Raw genomic sequence first — 22,611 nt, forward strand, 5'->3', positions numbered from 1 at the left:
CCGAAAAATCGCACGCATGTCCGGGCCGCTGGACGGAAGCGGGAGGAATGATGGGAAGCCTACTTGGCCTGTCGCGGTTCATAGACCGCATGAACGAACTGATCGGGCGAGGGATCTCTTGGTTGATCCTGATCGCGATCATCATCAGCGCCGGAAACGCGACGGTGAGAAAGATTCTCAGCACCTCGTCGAACGCCTGGCTGGAACTTCAGTGGTATCTGTTCGGCGCGGCCTTCCTGTTCGCCGCCGCCTATACGCTGAAGCAGAACGAACACATCCGTATCGACATCGTCTACGGGCTGTTCTCGCGCCGGGTGCAGCACTGGATCGACCTGTTCGGGCATCTGTTCTTCCTGATGCCCTTCGTGGTGCTGATGCTTTACTACCTTGGGCCTTACGTTCAGCGGTCCTGGATCAGCGGCGAGGTCTCGAACAACTCGGGCGGGCTGGTGATCTGGCCGGCCAAGGCGCTGTTGCTGGTGGGCTTCTTCCTGCTGGCGCTTCAGGGGATTTCGGAAATCATCAAGAAGGTCGCGGTGATGCGGGGTCTGATCCCCGATCCGTCGCCCTTCATCTCGGCGCATGAGGCAGCCGAACGCGAAGGCGAGATGCTGGCCGGCGAGGTGAAGAAATGATGGAATTCATCGCGGTGAACATGGCGCCGATCATGTTCGCCTCGCTTGTGGTGTTCCTGCTGCTGGGCTATCCGGTGGCCTTCGCGCTGGCGGCGAACGGGCTGTTGTTCTTCTTCATCGGCGTCGAACTGGCGCCCTTGTCCGAGGGCACGATCACGCTGGGCTGGAACCTGCTTGGAACCATGCCCGACCGTTTCTGGGGCGTGCTGTCGAACGAGACGCTGCTGGCGATTCCCTTCTTCACCTTCATGGGCATCGTGCTGGAACGATCCGGCATGGCCGAGGATCTGCTGGACACGATCGGCCAGCTGTTCGGCCCGATCCGTGGCGGCCTTGCCTATGCGGTCATCATCGTCGGCGCGCTGCTTGCGGCCACCACCGGCGTCGTTGCGGCCTCGGTGATCGCGATGGGGCTGATCTCTTTGCCGATCATGCTGCGTTATGGCTATGACCGGCGCATCGCTTCGGGGGTGATCGCGGCTTCGGGGACGCTGGCGCAGATCATCCCGCCGAGCCTTGTTCTGATCGTGCTGGCCGACCAGTTGGGCCGCTCGGTGGGCGACATGTACAAGGCCGCGCTGATCCCCGGTATGGTGCTGACCGGGCTTTACATGGGCTATGTGCTGGTGATGTCGATCCTGCGGCCGCAGTCGATGCCGGCGCTGCCGCTTGAGGCGCGGACGCTCGGCTCTGGCGTCACCTCGCTGTTCGTGGCGCTGGCGGCGGCGGGCGCGATCGCGGTCGGTGCGCATTACTGGCTGGCTGAAAGCCAGGGCGCGAAGAACGCCGACCTTCTGGGCGCCGTGGTCGGTGTGGTGGTGATCTACATCGCCGCGATCTTTGATCGCGCGACCGGCAGCCGGTTGATGTCGCGGTTGGCGCAACAGGTCGTCATCGTGCTGATCCCGCCGCTGGCACTGATCTTCCTTGTGCTGGGCACGATCTTCCTTGGCATCGCCACCCCGACCGAGGGCGGCGCCATGGGGGCCATGGGCGCGCTGTTCCTGGCCGCCGTGAAGGGCCGGCTGAACCTTGAGGTCGTCAAGCAGGCGCTGGCTTCAACCACGCGGCTGTCGGCCTTCGTGATGTTCATCCTGCTGGGTGCGCGGGTGTTCTCGCTGACCTTTTACGGCGTGAACGGCCATATCTGGGTGGAACATCTGCTGACCTCGCTTCCGGGCGGCGAGATGGGCTTCCTGATCGCGGTCTCGGTGCTGGTGTTCCTGCTGGCGTTTTTCCTGGACTTCTTCGAACTGGCCTTCATCATCGTGCCGCTGCTGGCCCCCGCGGCCGAGGCGCTGGGGATCGACCTGATCTGGTTCGGGATCATCCTTGCGGTGAACATGCAGACCTCGTTCATGCATCCGCCGTTCGGCTTTGCGCTGTTCTACCTGCGGTCGGTGGCGCCGCGGCAAAGCTATGTCGACCCGGTGACGCGGGCGCGGATGGCGCCGGTCACCACGGGCCAGATCTATTGGGGCGCGGTGCCGTTCGTCTGCATCCAGATCCTGATGATCGCGATCGTGATCGCCTTCCCGCAGATGGTGATGCACTACAAGGGCGCGCCGGTGGATACGTCGAACGTCACCATCACCTTGCCGCAGATGCCAGGGCTGGGCGGTGGACTGCCGGGCGGGCTGGGCGGTGCGCCGACCATGCCCGCGCCGGGGGCAGGTGGACTTGGCACGCCGCCGGGGCTTGCGCCGGCAATGCCGGCGCCGGGTGGGCTTGGCGTGCCCCCGGGCCTTGCACCGGCCGTGCCCGCGCCCGCGCCGGGGCTGCAACCGGGTGGGCTGCCACCGGGCCTTGCCCCTGCGAACTGACGCCCGCCGGTGCGCCGGCCGGCATACCGGCCGCCCCAGCCTGCCAAAGCAAAACCCCCGGAAGCGGCGCTTCCGGGGGTTTCTTCATCCGATCCGGTGGGGATCAGAGTTTCTGCGCGTTCTGCTGCACCATCATGAAGGTGTCATAGTTGTATTCGGCGATCTGAGCCCAGGTGTAATGCTCGGACCGGAACGCTTTCATCGAGCCCCAGATCTTCGCGAAGGCCGGGTTCGTGGCTTCCATCTCGGCATAGACGGAGTTGGCGGCCTCGAAGCAGGCTTGCAGGATCTCGGCGCTGAAGGGACGCAGTTGCGCGCCCTGTGCCACCAGCGACTTGATCGCGGTGGGGTTCTTGTAGTCATACATTTGCAGCATGTTCGCATCGGTTGCCTGACAGGCGGTGCGCAGCAGCGACTGATAGGCCGGGGGCAGGCCCTCATAGGCGGCCTTGTTGAACATGAAATGCACGGTCGGGCCGCCTTCCCACCAGCCGGGGTAGTAGTAGTAGGGCGCGACCTTGAAGAAGCCCAGCTTCTCGTCGTCATAGGGGCCAACCCATTCGGTGGCGTCGATCGTGCCCTTTTCCAGCGCCGGATAGATGTCGCCGCCCGTGATCTGCTGCGGCACCACGCCAAGGCGTTCCATCACCTTGCCGGCAAAGCCGCCGACGCGCATCTTCAGGCCCTGCATGTCGGCCACGGTGTTGATTTCCTTGCGGAACCAGCCACCCATCTGCACGCCGGTGTTGCCGCCGGGGAAGGCCACGATGTTGTGCTGGGCCAGGAACTCGTTGTAAAGATCGATGCCGCCGCCGTGATAGGACCAGGCGTTGATCGCCCGCGCGGACAGGCCGAACGGCACCGCCGCGGCCACGGCCCAGGTCGGGTCCTTGCCCCAGTAATAGTAGCCGACCGTGTGGCAGGCCTCGACCGTCGCGGCCGTCACGGCATCGGCGGCTTGCAGACCCGGCACCAGTTCGCCGGCCGAGAAGACCTGGATCTGGAAATTGCCATCGCTGGCTTCCGACACCATTTTCGACAGCACTTCCGCGCCGCCGAAGATCGTGTCGAGCGATTTCGGGAACGAGGAGGTGAGCCGCCAGGTCACCTTGGGCGCGCCCTGCGCGATGGCGGGCGCGGCCAGCGCCCCTGCTGCGGCGCCGCCAAGTGCTGCCTTGGCGATGAATGAACGTCGATCCATATGGTCCTCCCTCTGTGGACTGGGCGCGGTCCGGCAGATCGGCCAGCCGCGCGCTGCGGGCAGATTACACCGCCCTTCGCCGCTGTCCAGAACCGAGGCCACCGCATCGCGTTTTCCCGCGAAGCCACGGATCAAAAAGGGGATTTGCCGCATTTGACGCAAAGCTTATGCCCGCGCCCAGGGCATCTGCCCAAGACGCGGGCGCCCCGCACGACAGGGTTGCCACCCCGCGGCCGGGCTCGCTTATGCAGCGAGGAACCGGCGCAGTTCGGTCTCGGCGCCATTGGCCCAGACGGCATTGAGCGCGCTGGTAAATTCCGCCACCAGTGCCGCGTTGCCGGCCAGATCGCCATAGACCTCGGCCATGGCCAGCCACGCGGCCGGATTGGTGCGGGCGCGTCTGGCGCGGTCCTGAAGCGCCGCCCAGTTCGGATCGTTCGGTTCCACCACCAGACCCGAATCCGTGGTGCCAAAACAATAGCGGCACCACAGCGCCGACAGCAGCACCAGCCCCTTGGGCATCACGCCCCTGGCCAGATTGTCCCTCAGCGAGGGCACGATGAACTTCGGCTGCCGGTTTGATCCGTCAAGGCACAGCCGGCGCGTGGTGTCCGCGATCTCGGGGTTTGCAAACCGGCTTTCGATCAGCGTCAGATAGTCGGGGATATGGGTGTCGGGCACCGGCGGGACATGGGGCAGGATCTCGTCCACCTCGACCTTGTGCAGGAAGGCCGCGACCAGCGGGTTGGCCATCGCCTGATGCACCAGTTCGATATCCATCAGCGCCGAAGGGTAGGCGATGACCGCATGGCCGCCGTTCAGGATGCGGATCTTCATCGCCTCGTAGGCGTGGACATGCGGGGTGAAGGTCACCCCCACCTTTTCCAGCGCCGGGCGGCCCGCGGGGAAGTTGTCTTCCAGCACCCATTGCCGGAAGGGCTCGCAGGTCACCGGCACCGGATCGCTCAGGCCGAAGCCCTGTGCAAGATCGCGTTCATGCTGGCCGGTGGCGGGGGTGATGCGGTCGACCATCCCGTTCGGAAAGGCGACATGGTGCTTGACCCAGCCCGCCAGATCGGCGTCGAACAGTTCCGCCAGCCCCACCACGGCGTTGCGCGTGACATGGCCATTGCCCGGCAGGTTGTCACAGGACATCACCGTAAAGGGCGCCAGATGCGCCGCGCGGCGATGCTGCAACGCTGCAAGGATCGCGCCGAAGGCGGTGGCGGGGGCCTGCGGACGGGCGGCATCGGCCACGATATCGGGGTGGGTCGGGTCGAACTCGCCGCGGGAGTCGACGTAATAGCCGCCCTCGGTCACCGTCAGCGAGACGATGCGGATGCGCGGGTCGCTCATTGCTTCGATCAGCGCGGCGTTGTCGGCCTCGACCGGCAGAAAGCCCACCATGGCGCCGATCCGGCGGGCACGGTGGCCCGAGGGGTCAAGCTCGATCACGGTGGACAGGTTGTCCTGCGCGGCCAGCGCCTCGCGCATCCGGGCATCGGTCGGGCGCACGCCGGCGCCAAGGATGGCCCAGTCATGGCCTTCGCCCAGGGCAAACAGGTCGTCGAGATAGACCGCCTGATGGGCGCGGTGGAAATTGCCGACCCCGATATGGACGATCCCGGGGGTCAGGGTGCTGCGGTCATAGGCGGGCAGGGCGACGGTGCGGGTCATGGGCTCCTCGGGCGTGACTGGGGTTCGGCGCGGGTCAGATGGCCCGGCCATCGGGGCCGAAACGGTGGATCTTGTCGGGTTGCGGCGTCAGCCACACGCGGTCGCCGTGATGAACGCCGAATTCGCCGCCTGCGCGCACCGTCAGCGTGGGCATCCCCTTCACATGCACATGCAGGAAGGTGTCAGAGCCCAGATGTTCGGACACGCCCACCTCGCCCGGCCACTCGCCCCCATCGCGCGAGATGTCGAGGTGTTCGGGCCGGATGCCGATGGTGGTGGCGCCGCGGCTGGCCGCTTCGGGGCCGGCAATCAGGTTCATCTTCGGGCTGCCGATAAAGCCCGCGACAAACAGGTTCGCCGGGCTGCGGTAAAGGGTCAGCGGGCTGCCCACCTGTTCGATCCGGCCGGCGTTCAGCACCACGATCTTGTCGGCCATGGTCATCGCTTCGACCTGATCGTGGGTCACATAGATCATGGTGGTTTTCAGTGACTGGTGCAGTTCGGTGATTTCCAGCCGCATGTTGACGCGAAGGGCGGCGTCAAGGTTCGACAGCGGCTCGTCGAACAGGAACGCCGCGGGTTCGCGCACGATGGCGCGGCCGATGGCGACGCGCTGGCGCTGGCCGCCCGACAACTGGCCGGGGCGGCGGTCAAGATAGTTCGTCAGGTTCAGCACCCGCGCGGCATTGTCCACCCGCCGGTCGATCTCGGCGCGGTCCATCTTGGCCATCTTCAGCGGGAAGGCGATGTTTTTCCGCACCGTCATGTGCGGGTAAAGCGCGTAGCTTTGAAACACCATCGCAAGGCCGCGCTTGGCGGGCGGCATCTCGGTTGCATTGCGGCCGTCGATCAGGATCTGGCCGTCCGACACATCCTCAAGCCCCGCGATCAGGCGCAGCAGGGTGGACTTGCCGCAGCCCGAGGGGCCGACGAAAACGACGAACTCTCCGTCTTCGATATCCAGATCAAGCGAGGGGATGACGACCGCCTCTCCGAACCGTTTCTGGACGTTGCGCAGGGTTATCTTGCCCATATGGCCCTCACTTCACCGCGCCGAAGGTCAGGCCGCGGACGAGTTGCTTCTGGCTGAACCAGCCAAGGATCAGGATCGGCGCGATGGCCATGGTCGAGGCCGCCGACAGTTTTGCGTAGAACAGGCCCTCGGGGCTGGAATAGCTGGCGATGAACTGCGTCAGCGGCGCCGCGCGCGAGGTGGTCAGCTGCAACGTCCAGAACGCCTCGTTCCAGGCAAGGATCACGTTCAGAAGCAGGGTGGACGCGATCCCCGGCACCGCCATCGGCGTCAGGATGTAAAGGATTTCGGATCGCAGCGTGGCGCCGTCCATCCGGGCGGCTTCAAGGATCTCGCCGGGGATCTCCTTGAAATAGGTGTAAAGCATCCAGATCACGATCGGCAGGTTGATCAGCGTCAGCACGATCACCAGGCCGGTGCGGGTATCCAGCAGCCCCAGATCGCGGAACAGCAGGTAAAGCGGGATCAGCACCCCCACCGCCGGCATCATCTTGGTCGACAGCATCCACATCAACACATCCTTGGTGCGCTTGCCCGGCACGAAGGCCATGGCCCAGGCGGCCGGAATGGCGATCGCCAGCGCCACAAGGGTGGAGCCCAGCGAGATCACGACCGAGTTCATGAAGTGGCGCGAATAGTTCGACCGGGTCTGCACCTGTTCATAGCTGGCAAAGGTCCAGTCCGACATCAGCATGGCGAAGGGCGCCTTGATGGCGTCGCCTTCGGATTTGAAGCTTATCAGCACGGTCCAGAGGATCGGGAAGAAGATCAGAAAGCCCACGGTCCAGGCGGCCAGCGTGACGATCAGGGTGCGGCGGGCGGTGATGCGGCGTGACATGTCAGGCGTCCAGATTCTTGCCGATCATGCGCATCAGGAAGATGGCCACGATATTGGCGAGGATGACAGCGACGATCCCGCCGGCCGAGCCGCCGCCCACATCGTAGTTCAGCAGCGACTGCGCATAGACGAGATAGGTGATGTTGGTGGATGCCGTGCCGGGGCCGCCGTTGGTGGTGACAAGGATCTCGGCAAAGACGCCCAAGAGGAAGATGGTCTGGATCAGCACGACGACGGTGATCGCCCGCGTCAGATGCGGCAGGGTGATGTAGACGAAGCGCGCGACCGGCGAGGCGCCGTCCATTTCGGCCGCTTCCATCTGTTCGCGGTCCAGCGATTGCAGCGCGGTCAGCAGGATCAGCGTGGCAAAGGGCAGCCATTGCCAGGCCACGATCCCGATGATCGAGGCCAAGGGCGCATGGGCCAGGAAATCGAAAGGCTGCATCCCCAGCGCGCGGGCGATATGGGCGAACATGCCGTTCACGGGGTTCATGAACATGTTCTTCCAGACCAGCGCCGAGACGGTGGGCATGATGAAGAACGGCGCGATCACCAGAATGCGCACGATGCCCTGACCCCACATCGGCTGATCCAGCAGCAAGGCCAGCGCCGTGCCGCCGACGATCGTGATGAGAAGCACGCCCCCCACCAGAAGCAGCGTGTTGGTCAGCGCCGCGGCAAAGGCGGGATCAGTCAGGAAATAATAGTAATTGTCCCATCCGGTGAAGCTTTCCATCCCCGGCATCAGCAGGTTGTAGCGCAGGAAGCTGAAGTAAAGCGTCATCGACAGCGGCACGATCATCCACAGGAACAAAAGGATGACGGCCGGGGAAATCATCAGACGCGCCGCAGTCTTTGAATGCTGGGTCGCCATGGCTGCCTCGGGGGCTGGATCGGTGCGGAAGGGAAGGTCCGCAGGCCGGAGGGATCGGTTCCGGCCCGCGGTGCGAGGATCTTACTTGATATAGCCCGCGCGGGTCATCTCGCGCGTGGTGAAGGCCTGCGCCGCTTCCAGCGCCGCCTCGGCCGTCATCGAGCCGGCAAGCGCGGCCGAAAACTGCTGGCCCACCGCGGTGCCGATGCCCTGAAACTCGGGGATCGCGACGAACTGGATGCCGACATACGGCACCGGATCGACAGCCGGGTTGGTCGGATCTGCCGCGTTGATGCTGTCCAGCGTCATCTTTGCGAACGGCACCTTCTGATATTCCGGGTTCTCGTAAAGCGAGGTGCGGGTGCCCGGCGGCACGTTGGCCCAGCCCTCTTTCGAGGCCACCAGTTCGGCATAGTCCTTCGAGGTCGCCCAGGCGACGAAGGTCCTGGCCGCGTCCACCTTCTGCGAGCCGGCCGGGATCGCAAGGTTCCACGCCCAAAGCCAGTTCGACCGCTTGCCCTTGCCGGTATCGGGCGCCAGCGCGAAGCCCACCTTGTCGGCCACCGTCGAGTCGTGCGGGTTGGTCACGAACGAGGCCGCCACCGTCGCATCGATCCACATGCCGCACTTGCCCTGCTGGAACAGCGCGAGGTTTTCGTTGAACCCGTTGTTCGACGCGCCGGGCGGGCCGTAGTTCGTCATCATGTCGAGATAATCGGTCAGCGCGGCCTTCCAGCCCTCGCTGTCGAACTGCGGCTTCCAGTCCATGTCGAACCAGCTTGTGCCATAGCTGTTGGCCATGGCCGACAGGAAGGCCATGTTCTCGCCCCAGCCGGCCTTGCCGCGCAGGCAGATGCCATAAACCTCGGCATCCTTGTCGGTCATCTTTGCGGCAGCTTCCTTGACGAACGCCCACGAGGGGGCGTCGGGCATCGTCAGCCCGGCCTTCTCCATCAGATCGGTGCGATACATGATCATCGAGCTTTCGCCATAGAAGGGCGCGGCATAAAGCTCGCCGTCGACGGTCAGGCCGTTCCGGATCGCGGGCAGGATGTCGTCGGCATCATAGTCCGGCGGTAGGTCGTTCAGGCTGACCAGCCAGCCCTGCTTGCCCCAGATCGGAACCTCGTAGGTGCCGATGGTCAGCACGTCGAACTGCCCGCCCTTGGTGGCGATGTCGGTGGTGACCTTCTGGCGCAGCACGTTTTCTTCCAGCGTGACCCATTCGACCTGAATGTCGGGGTGCCGGGCGTTGAACTCGGCCATCAGGCCCTGCATCCGGATCATGTCGCCGTTGTTCACTGTGGCGACGGTGATGGTTTCGGCGGCGGCGGCTGTCGAAATCGCAGCCACAGCGCACGCGCCCATCAGGGCGCGGAAGCTGTAGGTCATCGGTATCCTCCCTGTGCGACGGCTGAGCATTAACTCAGGTCGCGAACAATTACTCATCAACCCGCAACAAACTGTCAACGGGTTTTTCGCGGCTTCGGGGCAGGGGTCAGGCCAGCAGCGCGCGGGCGGTCAGCTCGTCGGTAATCAGGCCATTGAAAAGGCGGCCCTTCAGCCCGGCCGCCAGCGCGACCAGCTTCGGCGTGCCACCGGCAATGGCCACCGCCATCCGGCCCTCTCCGACCTCGACCCGGACGCCGGCGACACGCTGGTTCAGGCTGGTCTCAAGATAGTGGCCGTCCGAATCGTAGACCCAGCCCGCGACCTCTCCGGCCGCCCCCAACGCCTGCATCGCGCGCAATTCGTCGGCGGTGATGAAGCCGTCCTTCAACAGCGGCGCGTCATCGCTCATCTGGCCGATGCCGACAAAGGTCACATCGGCGTCGCGCGCCAGCCGCAACACCGACTGCACGGGTTTCAGCGAATGGAACAGTTCGCGTTCCTCGGTGCTCTGGGCAATGACCGGCATCGGCATCGGATAATGCGGCGCCCGCACGCGGTCCGCGATGCGGAAGATCACGTCATAATAGCTGGCCGAACCATCAGCCGAGATATTGCCGTTCAGCGACACGATCTTGTGCTGCTCGCATTCCATCGAGGTCATCTCTTCGACCGTCGCGCGCAGGCTGCGCCCGGTGCCAAAGGCGATCACCTGCGGCTCGGCCGCGCGCAGCACACGCTCGATCTCGGCGGCGGCGGTGGGCGCGATCGAGGGCAGGGGGTCGACCCCCACCCCCAGCGAGGGCGCCACCCGTGCCAGCTTCAACCCGAAGCGCCGGGCCAGCTCCGCCTCCAGTCGCAGACACCCCGAGACGCGATGCTCCAGCCGCACATGGATCAGCCGCTCGGAGATGGCACGGCTGACCAGCCGCTGTGCGCGCTGGCGCGACGTGCCCAACTCGCGCGCGATCTGATCCTGCGTCAGGCCTGCGACATAATAAAGCCAGCCCGCTCGGGCGGCATCATCCAGTGGCGTGGGCTCGGTCTCGGGTCGGTCGATCATGGCAGGGCCCCGCACCTGGCGCGGCGCAGACCCGGCGCCAGATCAAAGAATTCGGTGAAACAGGCGAACCGCCGGTGCGGGCGGCAGTCCGCCGGCTCGTCCGGAACCGCCCCCCGGAAATGGCTGCCGCCGATGAACCGCCAGACCTGCATCCCGGCCGCCAGCCCGGCACGCAAGCCGGGCAGCGTGTCCTCGATCACCAGACAGCGCGCGGGCGCAACGCCCATCCCGGCCGCAGCCAGCAGGAACAGGTCCGGCGCAGGCTTGCCCCGCGCCACCTGGCTTGCGGTGAAACAGCAGCTCTCGAACAGCGGTGCCAGCCCCGCGATCCGCAACGATACCGCCAGCCGCTCGGGCGCGCTCGATGTGGCAAGGCAATAGGGCACTCTCAGCGCCCGCACCGTCTCGATCACGCCGGGAACGGGCCTCAGCCCGGCCGCGAACACCTCGCTCAGCCGCCCGCGATAGGCCGCCTCGAACCCATCGGGCAGCAGGACGCCGAACCGCTCGGCCAACACCTCGCGAATGACGGGAAAGCCACGGCCCAGAAAATGCCGATGCACGAAAGCCTCGTCGATCCGTACGCCAAGGGGCTGCAACGCCTCGATCAGCGTGGCGACGGCAAGCACCTCGGAATCGATCAGAACGCCATCGCAGTCGAAAATGACAAGCCCGATATCCATGCGCCGACCCTAGGCGAGCGTGCCTTGCCGAGTAAAGCCGCAAGAAAGGCCAAGTCGATGCCGGGACCATTGCCCCGCCTTGCCGGTTGTGCGGCCGCCCCGGCACGGAACCGGCCGCGGCCCGTTCGCAACCACCATGAACAAGAATGCCCATGGCCTCGGTCTCGAAGCACATCGGCTCGATGGACGATCTTTTCACCCATCTGCTGCAAGACATCTACGACGCCGAAAAACAGATTGAAAACGCCCTGCCGAAGATGGCGGGCAAGGCTTGCGACGCCACGCTGCGCTAAGGCTTTGAAAGCCACCTGAAGGTAACACACGACCATGTCGCGCGGCTGGAAAAGGTGTTCTCGCGGCTCGGTCAGCCCCCCAGGACCACGACCCGCCCCACGATCGACGCGAGATCGCCGCCGACATCGCCGATCCGGCCGTTCGCGAAGCCGCCCTGGCCGCCGCGGCGCAGGCGGTCGAACATTACGAGATATACGCTACGGCACCCCGATCCCCTGGTCCAAGGAACCGGGCCACAGCGAGGTGTCGAAGATCCTGCAAGAAACGCTGGCCAAAGAAACGGCGGCCGACCAGAAGTTGACGAAACTGGCTCAATCCCGGCTGAACCGCGCCGCCTGACAGCGCCTGCCATGACATCGGGAACCAGATCCCCCCTTCATCCCAGCCCGAATATCCAGGCTCCGGGGCGGCACTGCTGGGCTGGGGCACTGCCCCTTTCATTCTGGCCCAAATATCCCGGGGTCCGGGGCAGCGCCCCGGTCGCGCGACCACATGGCCGGTCCCGCCTCAGTGCGACGCAACCTCGGGCAGCGCCAGCGCGCTGGTGCCGTCACGCAGAAGTGCCGCGGCATAGAAATAGACCAGCGCCCGCTCTGCCGGTTTGGCCTGACGCCAACGGTCGGCGGCAAATCCGGCCGCGGTCACATAGGGCGCCACCGCGATTCGCAGCCGCGCCAAGGGGCTTTCGGCCTCGTCGGTGCCGCCGAAATAGTCCAGCAGCAGCCCGGCCCGCACCTGCATCGCGGCGGTGACGCGGATCTCGTGCCCCATCAGGTCGAAGGTCCGCGCCGTCAGGCCACCGTCGCCCTTTTCGGCGACGCGGCGGGCGAAGATGGTCTGGTAAAGCGCGCACAGGCAGATGAACGCCTTGTCGCGCGCCTCGGTCTCATCGCGTACGAAGGCCGGCAGAGAGGGGAAGACCGTCTCGCTTTCGCGGTCTTTCAGCACGATGTCGACGATCCACCCGCGCCCGGCCGGCATCACGATCACCGCAAGGATCTGGTCCTCGTCCAGCACGCTGGCGCTGCCGCGCACATAGGCATCCGGCGGAAACCAGCGATTGTCGAGCAGATAGTTGCTGCCCGCCCGCCGCCGCGCCTCGCCGGCCATCTCCGCCAGCCGTTCCGCACCGCTGTTGAGTTCCGCTCCGCTGTAGCCCATCCGCCGCTCCTCAGCCCGTCGGGACAGCGGTGCAAGAAACGGGCCACCGCCCCGTTCGGACGCCCCCGGATTGCGCGCGCGCTTCACAGCCCCCCGCTCTGGCGTGCTTTCCGGCCACCGGCCGGGTCAGATGATTCCCAGATTGCGCGCGGTCACCACCGCCTGCGTGCGGTTTGTCGCGCCCAGCTTCTTGCAGATCGATTTCACATGCATCTTGATCGTCGGCTCGGCCAGGTTCAGGCCATGGGCGATCTCCTTGTTCTGGCGCCCTTCGGCCAGATAGGACATCACCAGCATCTCTTTTTCGGTCAGCCGCCCGCCCGAGGTGTCGCCGCCCTGCCGGCGGTCGCGCGCCAGTTCCAGCGGCAGGTAGTGCTCGCCCGCATACATGAAACGGATCGCATTGCCCAGGCTGCGGACCGGCGTGGTCTTCAGCACGATCCCGGAGGCGCCGGCGGCAAGGATCTCGTCCACCATCCGCGGCGTCGGGTTCGAGGTCAGGATCGCCACCGGCTTGCCCGCCGACATCTTGATCGCCCGCACCAGTCCCGCCACCCCGTTCATGCCCGGCATGTTCAGATCAAGCAGCGTCACGTCGAAGGGACCGTGCTCCTTGATCCGCTCCAGCGCCTCATCCAGGCTTTTTGCGGTCTTGACGGTCATCTCGGATGAGGCGGTCAGGAAAAGCGAGAACATCTCGACCACCATCTCGTGATCGTCTGCGATGAGAACGCTAAGTTTCAGGGGCGTCTGGGTCATGGTACTCTCGCTTCCGTGTCTCTCGCATCCCTGCGTCGAGGGGTGATCGTGCGAATGATGGACTTACAAAGTATACATCCTTCGCCTGTGGGTTGCACACATCCTAAAAATTGCGGATTTGACAAGGGGAATAGAGACACTGCACACTCCCGCGTCTCTTGCGTGACATTGGTTTGCGGCAAATCTATACGAAAGTATGTTAAGACATTCTTAAGCGGTGATGTCTGCTCTGGAAAGGTCTGTTACTCATCTCGCGACATGTTCCTGGTCGGAGGCTTTGAATGTCGTTTCATCCGCTTGACTGGGCGACTCATTTCCGTTGCATTGCTGCGACAGTCACAAGTGTCGTTCTTCTGGCTGCTCCGGTTGTGGCGCAGGATCTGCGCTCGCCCGCGGACAGGCCGGTTCTGACGGTGGACGGCGCCATCTCCGTGACCAATGTCGAAGGCAAGGCCGCTTTCGACATGGAGATGCTGCAATCCTTGCCCGAGGTGACCTTTCGCACCTCGACGGTCTGGACCGAGGGCGTTCACGAATTTTCTGGCGTTCCGCTGAAGGCCGTGCTTGCGCATCTGGGCGCGACCGGCGCCACATCGGTTTCGGCCCGCGCGATCAACGACTATTCGGTCGAGATCCCGGTTGGGTCGATCACCGACACGGCGCCGATCATCGCCTATCACATGGATGGCGCCCGGTTCTCGCGCCGCGAGAAGGGGCCGCTGTGGGTGGTCTATCCGTTCGATTCTGACGAAGCCTATCGGTCCGAGGTGATCTACGGTCGCAGCATCTGGCAGCTTGACCGGCTGACAGTCAAAAAATGAGCGTGCCGTCCCGAAAATCGGGACGGACCGAACGGGGAGCGGACGTAAAGGTCATGTTCTCCGAAGCGCAGGATCATACCCGCGGCGGCCGGTTCGAGCCGTTCTTGCGCATGGGGATGATCCTTGTGGTCGGGCTTTCGACGCTGATCGGGGCGCTGTTCATCTTTTCCGACATCGACCACCAGCTGGAAGCGAACCGGGTTGCCCATCTCGACAACCGCACCTGGGTTCTGGCGCAGCTTGAGGTGGACATTCTGAACCTTTCCTCGGCGGTGCAACTGGCCGAGTTGCGTCCCGACGATCCCGACCGGCTGGAAACGGTTCGGCAAAAGTTCGACATCCTTTACAGTCGGGTCGAAATCATCCGCGGATCGGAACCCGAGGTGATTGCCGGGCTGATCGACAAGGTGCTGCCGCGGTTCGACCGCCCGGGGGGCTTTTTCGATCTTTGGATTCCGGTAATCGACGGCACCGATGCGCAGCTTCGCGCCAGCCTTCCCCGCATGATCGACCAGCTTGAGACCGAAACGCGGATCGTGCGCGAGGGCGTTGTCGCCACGCTGAGCACGGTGATGCGGCACGCCGACGAACATCGCGCCAACCTGCGCCTGTCGCTTCAGCAGTTTGCGCTGGCCTCGCTTGGGTTGCTGGCGCTGATGGCGGTGCTGATCGTGGTGGTGATCGTGCAAAGCAACACCCGCCGCCGCCGCGGCGTGCTGCTGGAACGGTCGGTCCACAATCTGCGGGCCACCATTGAATCCTCGCTGGATGCGGTGGTGGTGCTGGATCACATGGGGCGGGTGGTGGAATGCAACCAGGCCGCCCTTGACATGTTCCGCTGGCAGCCCGAGGCCGCGCGCGGCGCCAGTTTCGTGGACTACATCCGCAACGACGAGGGCGGCAGCCTGCTGCGCCCGCGCCGCGAAGGCGAACCGGACCTTCTGCCCGCCGGCACCGACGGGCGCATCACCATGATGGCACAACGCACCGACGGATCGACCTTCCCGATCGAGGTCAGCGTGGCGCAGGCGCAGGGTGCGGCGAAAGACCCGTTCTTCATCGCCTTCATCCGCGACATCTCGGAACGGCTTGAACGCGAGGAAAACCTGAAGAAGGCCCGCAACGACGCGCTGAAGGGCGAAGAGGCCAAGTCGCGCTTCCTTGCGGTGATGAGCCACGAAATGCGCACGCCGCTGAACGGGTTGATGGCGGCATCAGACCTGCTTCAGACCTCGACCGATCTGAGCGAGCGCCAACGCTGGTTGACCGATATCATCATGAGCTGCGGCACGGCGGCGCTGGATCAGGTGAACAACGTGCTGGAACTGACGCGGCTTTCGGACCGCGACGGCGCCAGCTATTCCTGTTCGTCCTTCTCGCCCGTCGAGGTGATCGAGGGGCTGATCCGCCAGAACCAGCCGCAGGCGGCCAAGCGTGGCAACAAGCTGTGGTTCATGACCCCGAAAGAGGGTGTGCCGCGGGTGATCGCGCCGCGCCATCTGTTCCTGCGGGTGATGTATAACCTGATCGGCAATGCGATCAAATTCACCGACAACGGCAAGATCTCGATCGAGATGCTGGTCCGGCCCGGCGATGTTGCCGGCACTTGCGTGTTTTCGATCCATGTCAGCGATACTGGCATCGGCATCGCCGAGGAACATCTGGACACGATCTTCAAGAATTTCGAGACGCTGGATTCGTCCTATGGCCGCATCCGCGAAGGGACGGGCCTTGGTCTGGGCATCGCCAAGCTGGCGGCGGAAACCATGGGCGGGCGGATCAGCGTGCAAAGCAAGCTGGGGCTTGGCTCGGTGTTCACGCTTCAGGTGACGATGGCGTTGGCCCATGACGAGGATATTGCCGACGACGAATGCGATGAGGATGTGGCAGGGGCGCCGGCGCCCTCGCGGTCGATTCTGGTGGCCGAGGACAATGCGATCAACCGTCAGCTCATGGCCGAGATCCTGCGCATGGCCGGCCATGAGGTGACACTGGCCGAAGACGGCGCCGAGGCGGTCGAGGTCGCCGCCAGCCGCCGGTTCGACCTGATCCTGATGGATGTCAGCATGCCGCGCGTGGATGGGCTGGACGCGACGCGGCAGATCCGGGACGGCGGCGGTCTGTCCCATGCAACGCCGATCGTGGGCGCAACCGCGCACGCCGACCCTGAACATGTGCCGGGCTTTCTGGCGGCGGGCATGAATGACGTTCTGGTGAAGCCCATCACCCGCGCCGCGCTGTTCCGCGCGATCCGCCAGCAGACCGATGGCATTGCCTGCGCCGATGACGATCTGATCGCCGACGATCCGGACGCGCAGGGCCTGCCCTTGATCGACGAGGAACTGCGCGCCGATCTGATCGGCAACCTTGGCCCGGATTACATCGCCTCGATGAGCGGCCGCGTGCTGAACGAAGCCGCTGCCGCGCTGGCCGAGATGCACCGTCTGCACGACGAAGGCAACCATGCGGCGGCGGCAAAGCTGGCGCATCGCGCGGCGGGTGCCGCGGCGGCGGTGGGGCTGGTTGCGATCCACCGCGTTCTTTCGGGCTACGAGACCGCCTCGGCGACCGACAATCTGCCCGCGGCCGAGGTCGCACTCGAGGCGCTGCCCGGCGCAATCGATGCGACGGCGGCCGCGCTGAAGACGGCCACGCACGCCTGATCCGGTGGTCGCGCCGTCCGCCGCCGGGCAAACGCCCGGCGCGCGGCCATCACTCACCCGCCTCTGACGCCTTCTTCTTGCGCGCCCGCCGCTGAGTCGGCTTTCGCGCCGGTGCCGGCTCTGCCTCATCGGGATCGTCCGGGAAGGTGACCTTGAAGGGCTTGGGGCCGTCGTCCTCGGGATCGTCCGGGAAGGTGACCTTGAAGGGCTTGGGGCCTTCGTCGGGATCGTCCGGGAAGGTGACCTTGAAGGGCTTGGGGCCTTCGTCCTCGGGGTCTTCCGGGAAGGTGATCTTGAACGGGGTTCCGGCGGCCGCCGGAACCTCGGCGGGGCTGGTCTGTTCCGGGTCCATGTCGTCTTCGGTGGCCGGCAGGGGGATCGGGTCGTCAAGTTCTTCCGCGATCCCGGCGATCAGCAGTCGCGCCGCATCCTCAAGCCGCACCGACAGCACGCCGCCTTTCGGGAAATGACCGGGGCCGCGCGGGCCGTCTTCGGTCAGGCGGATGCGGGTCCAGCCTTCGTCCCGCTCTCCTTCGGGGGCGTCGTCAGTTTCGGGGTCGTCCGCAGGCTCGTCGAGGTCTTCGGGTGCGGGTTGACCCTCATCCTTGGGGTCGAACTCGGCAAACAGCGACATCATCGCCGCAAAATCCACCTTCGGGATCTCGACCGGCTTCGGGGCAGGCTTTGGCGCGGGCTTCGCCGGGGGCTGCGGTTCGGGCAGCGGTTCCGGTTCGGGCGCGGGCAGGGCTTCGGGCTCGACCGGGGCCGGCTCTGGCGCGGGCGGCTCAAAGATCAACGGCGCACCGCGCAAAAGCGCCAGCCGCGCCGCCAGCAGCGCGCGGCGGCGCGGACCGGGCAGGGTGGCGCTGTAAATCCGTTCCAACCGCGCCAGCGCCTCGGCCCGGTCAAGCGTGCCAAGCGCCGCCAGAACCGCGCGGGCGGCGCGGTCGATCGCCGGGTGGCGGGCCAGAGGTTCGGGGGAGGTCATCGCTTTCTCCTCGCGCGGCGGGCATCTGGCATCGTCCTTGCAAGTCCCGGTCCAGATACCGCCATCACGGCGGCGCGACGGAGGGAAAGGTGACGGTTCCGGATATCCGCGATCATCTCGGGCTTCATGCCGATGCGCTGATGCTGCGCGAAAAGCGCAACAACCTGCTCACGTCCAACATTGCCAATGCGGCGACGCCGAACTTCAAGGCGCGCGATCTGGATTTCGCGGCCGAGATGGCGCGTGCGACCGGCGGCGGCAGCCTGACCACCAGCCAGTCGCGGCATTTCGCGGTGGGCGGACCTGCGGGCAGCGGACAGGCGCTTTACCGTGATCCGGTGACGCCGTCGCTGGATGGCAACACGGTCGAGATGGCCGTGGAACAGATGGAATTCGCCGAGAACACCCTGCGCTACCAGACCAGCCTTGCGCTGCTGAACCGCCGGATCTCGGGGCTGATGACGGCGATCAAGGGGGAATGATGAGCGGGATCGGAAACGTCTTCGATGTCGGGATCCGGGCACTGTCGGCGCAGATGGTGCGCATGAACACGGTGGCCAGCAACCTTGCCAACGCAGGCACCGTCAGCAGCAGTGCCGAGACCGCCTTTCGCCCGCTGCGCCCGGTGTTCGAAACCGAATATGCCGATGCGATGGGCCAAAGCGGCCTTGCCACCACCGGCGTGGCCGAGGTCGTCAGCCTTGATCGCGAACCCGCCCGGGTCTTTCGCCCCGACCATCCGCAGGCCGATGCCGAAGGCTTTGTCTACGAGGCCGCCGTGTCGGTCGACGAAGAGATGGTCGAGATGATGGAAGCCAGCCGCCAGTATCAGAACACGCTGGAAGCGGTGTCCACGCTGCGCTCGCTGATGGCGCGCACCGCCAGCATGGGATCGTAAGATGACCAGCATCGACACCTCTTTCGCCACCGGGCTGGCCGTCCAGACCGCGACCCGCCAGACCGGCAACGCCAATCTGGGGCAGGACGACTTCCTGACCCTGCTGACGACCCAGTTGAAAAATCAGGACCCGTTCCAGCCGATGGAGAACGGCGAGTTTCTGGCCCAGATGGCGCAATTCTCGACCGTGGCCGGGATCGAGCAGTTGAACACCACCCTGCAAGGCATCGGTGACGGGATGGGGCAGTTCCGCACCGCCACTGCTGCCTCGCTGATCGGCAAAAGCGTGCTGGTGCCGGGCACGCTGGTGCGCGCCGATGCCTCGGGCGCGGTCAGCGGCGCGGCAGTGCTGACCGAGCCCGCCGAGGCGGTGATGGTCACCTATTCCAACAGCGTCACCGGCGCGCTTCTGCATACCCAGACGCTGGGGCCGCAGCAGGCAGGCCAGATCGGCTTTGGCTGGGACGAAGTGCCGGCCTCGCTGGTCGGTTCGCGCGTGCCGCTGCGTATCAGCGTCACCGCGGCCGGCGGCACCGCCGGCTCGACCCCGCTTGCGCCGTCGGTCTACGCCCGTGTCCTGTCCGTCGGCACCAGCGCGGACGGCAAAAGCGTCGTTCTCGATGTCGAGGACAAGGGCACCGTCAACGCCAACGCCATCACCTCTTTCCGCTGATCCCGCCCCACTGCTGAAACGCCCGCAACCGGAGCCTTCCCATGTCGATCAACACCGCCCTGTCGGGCCTTGCCGCCGCCCAGCACGATATCGCCGCCACCTCGCACAACATCGCCAACGTGGGCACCATCGGCTTCCGCGGCAGCCGGGCCGAATTCGCGGATGTGTTCAACGCCTCGCCCTACAGCATCGCGCGGACCGCCGTGGGCTCGGGGGTGCAGACGCTGCGCACCGCGATGCAATTCGGGCAGGGCTCGGTCGTGGCCACCGGCAACACGCTGGATCTGGCGGTCGAGGGGCAGGGCTTCTTCGCCTGCGAACCGGCGGTCGGTCCGAATTCGGCCAAGCCCGAACCGATCTATACCCGCGCGGGCGCCTTCGGGTTGAATGCGGACGGGGTGGCGGTGAATGCGTCGGGGCAAAGCCTGCTGGCATGGCCGGTCAGCGTTGAAGGCGACGCGCTGAGCCAGGTGCCGGGCACTGCCCAACCCCTGAAGATCCCGCTGACCATGGGGGCGCCGGTCGCGACGGGCAGCATCGTGATGACGGTGGATCTGCCGACCGATGGTGCGATGCTGGGCCAGCAGGGCGCGGTGCCGCCCGTGGACGCCTTCGATCCGGCCAACCCCACCACCTATGCCGCCGTCACCGCCGTTCCGGTCTTTGACGCCAACGGCAATGCCGTCGAGGCGGCGGCCTATTTCATCAAGACCGCCAATCCCGACGCGCTGACCCCCGAAACCGGCTGGGCGCTTCGCCTTGTGGTCGGCGGAGAGGTGATGACCCCGGCCGAAGGCGACCTGAGCTTTGACGCCACCGGCACGCTGATCGGCACGGGACAGCAAAGCTTCACCTCGGGGATGGGCAAGCCCTATACATTGCAACTGGCCGGAACCGTGCTGGCCGACCGCAGCTTCGAAGTGAACACCGTCGCGCAGGACGGCAAAAGCGCCGCCGCCCTGACCAGCCTCGAGGTCGATTCCAGCGGCACCGTCTGGGCAGCCTATGGCGCGGGCATTCCGGTGGCGATGGGGCAGGTGGTGCTGGTGACCTTCGCCAACCCGCAGGCGCTGCGGGCGCTGGGGGCCTCGGGCTTTGCCGCCACCGCGGATTCGGGCCAGCCGGTTGCAGGCACCGCGGGGGATTCGGGCTTCGGCATCATCCGTGCCGGCGCGCTGGAACACGCCAACGTCGACCTGACCGAGGAACTGGTCCACCTCATCACCGCGCAGCGCAACTATCAGGCCTCGGCCAAGGCGCTTGAGACCTCGAATTCGCTGATGCAGACGATCATGAACATCCGCAGCTAAGGCAGGCCATGGACCGGCTGATCCATACCGCGCTGAATTCACTGGCGAACCTGCGCGACAGCCGGGTGATTCAGGCCCAGAACCTTGCCAATCAGACGGTGCCGGGCTTTCGGCGCGATCTGGCGAACGAGGGCGATCCACGCTTTCTGAAGGCGCTGGACGAAGCCTCGGCCCGGGCCTTCCAGACCGAGCGCGGGCCACACAGCTTTTCGTCGCTGCCGGGCACGATGACCCAGACCGGCCAGCCGTTGGATGTGGCCATCGCCGAAGAGGGGTGGTTCTACATCCAGCCCGACGGCGGCGAGCCGGCGCTGTCGCGGCGCGGCGACCTGCGGCTGACTGCCGACGGCCAGCTGGTGAACGGCGCGGGCGAGGCGATGCTGGATCAGGGGCTTCAGCCGATCCAGCTGCCGCCGGTGCGGGCGCTGACCATCGACGACGCCGGCCGCATCACCTTCGAGGCGCAGGACGCCCCCGAGGGACAGGTGACCGAAGGCCCGGTGCTGGCCACCGTCATTCCGCAAGGCGTCGAGTTGCGCAAATCCCCCGATGGCCGGGTGCGCGCCGGAGATGCGCCGCTGCCGGCGCCCGATCAGCGCGCGAAGGTGCTTCAGGGGGTGCTGGAAGCCTCGAACGTGAACACGATGGAGGAACTGGTGGCCTCGATCGAGTTGCAGCGCAGTTTCGAATTGAACCTGCGGATGATCTCGACCGCGAAGGAACTGGACGAGACCGGCTCGCGGCTGTTGCGCCCGCCGGAATAGGCGCGGGCCGCGCCCCCGGACCCAGGCCCGGACGGCGACCGTCCGTCCCCCGGACGCAGGCTTGCGATCTGGTGCCGGTGCGCGTCTGCCCCCGAAGGCCCAACGCTGCCACAAAGGGCCTGGGTCCGGGAGCGCGCGCCCCGGCCGATGGCGGCCCACCCCCCCCTGTGGCGCGCAGCCCCCCCCCATGGCGCGCAGTCGGCATGAGGTTCGGGGGCTGGCACGGGCCTTGCAGACCGACAGGCGAAAGCGCCCGAAGGAGCCCCGATGTCCAGCAATGCGATGCATGTCGCCGCCACCGGCCTGAACGCCCAGCAGACCCGGTTGCAGGTGATCTCGAACAACCTTGCCAACGTCAACACCACCGGCTTCAAGCGCGACCGCGCCAATTTCGAAAGCCTGCTGTATCAGACCTACAAGCCCGCGGGTGCCCAGACCTCCGAAGGCACGAACATGACTTCGGCCTCGGCGGTGGGCACGGGGGTGCGCGTGGTATCCACCGAAAAGCTTTACACCCAGGGCTCGCTGGTCAACACCGGCAATGCGCTGGATGTGGCCATCGACGGGATGGGCTTCTTTCAGGTGCTGATGCCCGACGGGCGCATGGGCTATACCCGCAACGGCACCTTTTCGCAAAGCGCCGACGGCACGCTGACCACGCCTTCGGGCTATGTGGTCCAGCCCGAAATCCAGCTGCCCGAAGGAGCGGTGTCCATCACCATCTCGGCCGACGGGATCGTCAGCGCCCTGATGCCTGACGAGATCGAGGCGCAGGAGCTGGGCCAGATCACCATCGCCAGCTTTGCCAATCCGCGCGGCCTGCAACCCGTGGGCGAGACCTTTGCCGTCGAAACCGCCGCCTCGGGCGAGGCGGTGATCGGCACCCCGACCGAGCCGGGTTTCGGCAAGCTGGTTCAGGGTTCGCTTGAATCGTCGAACGTCAATGTGGTGCAGGAACTGGTCGACATGATCGAGACCCAGCGCGCCTACGAGGTCAATTCCAAGTCCATCTCGGCCTCGAACGAGATGCTGCAATTCCTTGCCAACAAGCTTTGAGATCCGTC

The 22,611-nt window shown here is 65.6% G+C and carries 23 protein-coding genes; 12 read left to right on the forward strand and 11 right to left on the reverse strand.

What is annotated here, in order from left to right:
- The first annotated feature begins 50 nt into the window (after positions 1 to 50).
- Together CRO07_RS01790 and CRO07_RS01795 are read left to right on the forward strand one after the other, a co-directional pair.
- Complete coding sequence (locus CRO07_RS01790) at positions 51 to 635, forward strand: TRAP transporter small permease subunit (RefSeq protein WP_097029049.1); 585 nt, start codon at positions 51 to 53, stop codon at positions 633 to 635.
- Positions 632 to 2,458 carry a TRAP transporter large permease gene (locus CRO07_RS01795; protein ID WP_204839977.1) on the forward strand — a complete coding sequence of 609 codons (1,827 nt, stop codon included), beginning with the start codon at positions 632 to 634 and terminating at the stop codon, positions 2,456 to 2,458. The genes CRO07_RS01790 and CRO07_RS01795 overlap by 4 nt, the downstream gene beginning before the upstream one ends.
- Positions 2,459 to 2,561: 103 nt before the next feature.
- Here CRO07_RS01795 and CRO07_RS01800 read toward each other — a convergent pair whose 3' ends face one another.
- The 8 genes from CRO07_RS01800 to CRO07_RS01835 all read right to left on the reverse strand — a co-directional run bounded on the left by CRO07_RS01800 (position 2,562) and on the right by CRO07_RS01835 (position 11,216).
- Positions 2,562 to 3,659: a TRAP transporter substrate-binding protein gene (locus CRO07_RS01800; RefSeq protein ID WP_097029050.1), complete on the reverse strand. Its 1,098-nt coding sequence runs from the start codon at positions 3,657 to 3,659 to the stop codon at positions 2,562 to 2,564.
- 243 nt (positions 3,660 to 3,902) lie between these two features.
- A complete protein-coding gene (locus CRO07_RS01805; protein WP_097028960.1) occupies positions 3,903 to 5,336 on the reverse strand; it encodes a mannitol dehydrogenase family protein in 1,434 nt (477 codons plus the stop codon).
- 34 nt (positions 5,337 to 5,370) lie between these two features.
- Positions 5,371 to 6,369, reverse strand: a complete 999-nt coding sequence (locus CRO07_RS01810) for an ABC transporter ATP-binding protein (RefSeq protein ID WP_097028961.1) — start codon at positions 6,367 to 6,369, stop codon at positions 5,371 to 5,373.
- Positions 6,370 to 6,376: 7 nt separating this feature from the next.
- Positions 6,377 to 7,207 (reverse strand): carbohydrate ABC transporter permease, encoded by an 831-nt coding sequence (locus CRO07_RS01815; protein ID WP_097028962.1) that lies wholly within the window; start codon positions 7,205 to 7,207, stop codon positions 6,377 to 6,379.
- A 1-nt stretch (position 7,208) separates the two neighbouring features.
- Complete coding sequence (locus CRO07_RS01820; protein WP_097028963.1) at positions 7,209 to 8,081, reverse strand: carbohydrate ABC transporter permease; 873 nt, start codon at positions 8,079 to 8,081, stop codon at positions 7,209 to 7,211.
- Between the two features lie 81 nt (positions 8,082 to 8,162).
- Complete coding sequence (locus CRO07_RS01825) at positions 8,163 to 9,473, reverse strand: ABC transporter substrate-binding protein (protein ID WP_097028964.1); 1,311 nt, start codon at positions 9,471 to 9,473, stop codon at positions 8,163 to 8,165.
- A 106-nt stretch (positions 9,474 to 9,579) separates the two neighbouring features.
- Positions 9,580 to 10,533 carry a sugar-binding transcriptional regulator gene (locus CRO07_RS01830; protein WP_097028965.1) on the reverse strand — a complete coding sequence of 318 codons (954 nt, stop codon included), beginning with the start codon at positions 10,531 to 10,533 and terminating at the stop codon, positions 9,580 to 9,582.
- Complete coding sequence (locus CRO07_RS01835; protein WP_097028966.1) at positions 10,530 to 11,216, reverse strand: HAD family hydrolase; 687 nt, start codon at positions 11,214 to 11,216, stop codon at positions 10,530 to 10,532. Before CRO07_RS01835 ends, CRO07_RS01830 begins: the two co-directional genes overlap by 4 nt.
- A 146-nt stretch (positions 11,217 to 11,362) precedes the next feature.
- On the opposite strand from CRO07_RS01835, the gene CRO07_RS19025 reads away from it, so the two are divergent.
- Both CRO07_RS19025 and CRO07_RS19030 read left to right on the forward strand, forming a co-directional pair.
- Positions 11,363 to 11,509: a DUF892 family protein gene (locus CRO07_RS19025; RefSeq protein ID WP_235840907.1), complete on the forward strand. Its 147-nt coding sequence runs from the start codon at positions 11,363 to 11,365 to the stop codon at positions 11,507 to 11,509.
- A gap of 244 nt (positions 11,510 to 11,753) precedes the next feature.
- On the forward strand, positions 11,754 to 11,849 hold the full coding sequence (locus CRO07_RS19030) for a hypothetical protein (protein WP_235840908.1): 96 nt from the start codon (positions 11,754 to 11,756) through the stop codon (positions 11,847 to 11,849).
- A gap of 168 nt (positions 11,850 to 12,017) precedes the next feature.
- Here CRO07_RS19030 and CRO07_RS01845 read toward each other — a convergent pair whose 3' ends face one another.
- Together CRO07_RS01845 and CRO07_RS01850 are read right to left on the reverse strand one after the other, a co-directional pair.
- Positions 12,018 to 12,671, reverse strand: a complete 654-nt coding sequence (locus tag CRO07_RS01845) for a hypothetical protein (protein WP_097028967.1) — start codon at positions 12,669 to 12,671, stop codon at positions 12,018 to 12,020.
- 126 nt (positions 12,672 to 12,797) lie between these two features.
- Entirely contained in the window at positions 12,798 to 13,430 is a 633-nt protein-coding gene (locus CRO07_RS01850; RefSeq protein ID WP_097028968.1) for a response regulator transcription factor, read from the reverse strand.
- A 281-nt stretch (positions 13,431 to 13,711) separates the two neighbouring features.
- Between CRO07_RS01850 and CRO07_RS01855 the strand changes: the two genes are divergently transcribed.
- Together CRO07_RS01855 and CRO07_RS01860 are read left to right on the forward strand one after the other, a co-directional pair.
- Positions 13,712 to 14,251 carry a molybdopterin-dependent oxidoreductase gene (locus CRO07_RS01855; protein WP_097028969.1) on the forward strand — a complete coding sequence of 180 codons (540 nt, stop codon included), beginning with the start codon at positions 13,712 to 13,714 and terminating at the stop codon, positions 14,249 to 14,251.
- Between the two features lie 53 nt (positions 14,252 to 14,304).
- Positions 14,305 to 16,914 carry a hybrid sensor histidine kinase/response regulator gene (locus CRO07_RS01860; RefSeq protein WP_097028970.1) on the forward strand — a complete coding sequence of 870 codons (2,610 nt, stop codon included), beginning with the start codon at positions 14,305 to 14,307 and terminating at the stop codon, positions 16,912 to 16,914.
- Positions 16,915 to 16,963: 49 nt separating this feature from the next.
- Here CRO07_RS01860 and CRO07_RS01865 read toward each other — a convergent pair whose 3' ends face one another.
- Positions 16,964 to 17,902, reverse strand: coding sequence for a hypothetical protein (locus tag CRO07_RS01865; RefSeq protein ID WP_097028971.1), 939 nt, complete (start codon positions 17,900 to 17,902; stop codon positions 16,964 to 16,966).
- Positions 17,903 to 18,042: 140 nt separating this feature from the next.
- On the opposite strand from CRO07_RS01865, the gene flgB reads away from it, so the two are divergent.
- From flgB to flgG, 6 genes are all read left to right on the forward strand, one after another.
- Complete coding sequence (flgB, locus tag CRO07_RS01870; protein ID WP_235840917.1) at positions 18,043 to 18,384, forward strand: flagellar basal body rod protein FlgB; 342 nt, start codon at positions 18,043 to 18,045, stop codon at positions 18,382 to 18,384.
- Entirely contained in the window at positions 18,384 to 18,800 is a 417-nt protein-coding gene (flgC, locus tag CRO07_RS01875) for a flagellar basal body rod protein FlgC (RefSeq protein ID WP_097028973.1), read from the forward strand. Before flgB ends, flgC begins: the two co-directional genes overlap by 1 nt.
- Position 18,801: 1 nt before the next feature.
- Complete coding sequence (locus tag CRO07_RS01880; protein WP_097028974.1) at positions 18,802 to 19,473, forward strand: flagellar hook assembly protein FlgD; 672 nt, start codon at positions 18,802 to 18,804, stop codon at positions 19,471 to 19,473.
- A 41-nt stretch (positions 19,474 to 19,514) separates the two neighbouring features.
- The gene (locus CRO07_RS01885) at positions 19,515 to 20,783 is read left to right on the forward strand and encodes a flagellar hook protein FlgE (protein WP_097028975.1); all 1,269 of its coding nucleotides are present in this window, start codon (positions 19,515 to 19,517) and stop codon (positions 20,781 to 20,783) included.
- A gap of 8 nt (positions 20,784 to 20,791) precedes the next feature.
- Positions 20,792 to 21,547 carry a flagellar basal body rod protein FlgF gene (locus tag CRO07_RS01890; RefSeq protein ID WP_097028976.1) on the forward strand — a complete coding sequence of 252 codons (756 nt, stop codon included), beginning with the start codon at positions 20,792 to 20,794 and terminating at the stop codon, positions 21,545 to 21,547.
- 267 nt (positions 21,548 to 21,814) lie between these two features.
- Positions 21,815 to 22,603: a flagellar basal-body rod protein FlgG gene (gene flgG, locus CRO07_RS01895; protein ID WP_097028977.1), complete on the forward strand. Its 789-nt coding sequence runs from the start codon at positions 21,815 to 21,817 to the stop codon at positions 22,601 to 22,603.
- The last annotated feature ends 8 nt before the right edge of the window (positions 22,604 to 22,611 follow it).

The sequence above is a fragment of the Cereibacter ovatus genome (genome assembly GCF_900207575.1).
Classification (GTDB): Bacteria; Pseudomonadota; Alphaproteobacteria; order Rhodobacterales; family Rhodobacteraceae; genus Cereibacter_A; species Cereibacter_A ovatus.

Coding starts and splice junctions, on each gene's coding strand:
- CRO07_RS01850 (WP_097028968.1), bottom strand. CDS start 13,430: ATGACCCAGACGCCCCTGAAACTTAGCGTTCTCATCGCAGACGATCAC.
- CRO07_RS01885 (WP_097028975.1), top strand. CDS start 19,515: ATGTCGATCAACACCGCCCTGTCGGGCCTTGCCGCCGCCCAGCACGAT.
- CRO07_RS01830 (WP_097028965.1), bottom strand. CDS start 10,533: ATGATCGACCGACCCGAGACCGAGCCCACGCCACTGGATGATGCCGCC.
- CRO07_RS01825 (WP_097028964.1), bottom strand. CDS start 9,473: ATGACCTACAGCTTCCGCGCCCTGATGGGCGCGTGCGCTGTGGCTGCG.
- flgB (WP_235840917.1), top strand. CDS start 18,043: ATGCTGCGCGAAAAGCGCAACAACCTGCTCACGTCCAACATTGCCAAT.
- flgG (WP_097028977.1), top strand. CDS start 21,815: ATGTCCAGCAATGCGATGCATGTCGCCGCCACCGGCCTGAACGCCCAG.
- CRO07_RS01865 (WP_097028971.1), bottom strand. CDS start 17,902: ATGACCTCCCCCGAACCTCTGGCCCGCCACCCGGCGATCGACCGCGCC.
- CRO07_RS01815 (WP_097028962.1), bottom strand. CDS start 7,207: ATGTCACGCCGCATCACCGCCCGCCGCACCCTGATCGTCACGCTGGCC.
- CRO07_RS01855 (WP_097028969.1), top strand. CDS start 13,712: ATGTCGTTTCATCCGCTTGACTGGGCGACTCATTTCCGTTGCATTGCT.
- CRO07_RS19025 (WP_235840907.1), top strand. CDS start 11,363: ATGCCCATGGCCTCGGTCTCGAAGCACATCGGCTCGATGGACGATCTT.
- CRO07_RS01790 (WP_097029049.1), top strand. CDS start 51: ATGGGAAGCCTACTTGGCCTGTCGCGGTTCATAGACCGCATGAACGAA.
- CRO07_RS01860 (WP_097028970.1), top strand. CDS start 14,305: ATGTTCTCCGAAGCGCAGGATCATACCCGCGGCGGCCGGTTCGAGCCG.
- CRO07_RS01800 (WP_097029050.1), bottom strand. CDS start 3,659: ATGGATCGACGTTCATTCATCGCCAAGGCAGCACTTGGCGGCGCCGCA.
- flgC (WP_097028973.1), top strand. CDS start 18,384: ATGAGCGGGATCGGAAACGTCTTCGATGTCGGGATCCGGGCACTGTCG.
- CRO07_RS01845 (WP_097028967.1), bottom strand. CDS start 12,671: ATGGGCTACAGCGGAGCGGAACTCAACAGCGGTGCGGAACGGCTGGCG.
- CRO07_RS01820 (WP_097028963.1), bottom strand. CDS start 8,081: ATGGCGACCCAGCATTCAAAGACTGCGGCGCGTCTGATGATTTCCCCG.
- CRO07_RS01890 (WP_097028976.1), top strand. CDS start 20,792: ATGGACCGGCTGATCCATACCGCGCTGAATTCACTGGCGAACCTGCGC.
- CRO07_RS01805 (WP_097028960.1), bottom strand. CDS start 5,336: ATGACCCGCACCGTCGCCCTGCCCGCCTATGACCGCAGCACCCTGACC.
- CRO07_RS01835 (WP_097028966.1), bottom strand. CDS start 11,216: ATGGATATCGGGCTTGTCATTTTCGACTGCGATGGCGTTCTGATCGAT.
- CRO07_RS01795 (WP_204839977.1), top strand. CDS start 632: ATGATGGAATTCATCGCGGTGAACATGGCGCCGATCATGTTCGCCTCG.
- CRO07_RS01880 (WP_097028974.1), top strand. CDS start 18,802: ATGACCAGCATCGACACCTCTTTCGCCACCGGGCTGGCCGTCCAGACC.
- CRO07_RS01810 (WP_097028961.1), bottom strand. CDS start 6,369: ATGGGCAAGATAACCCTGCGCAACGTCCAGAAACGGTTCGGAGAGGCG.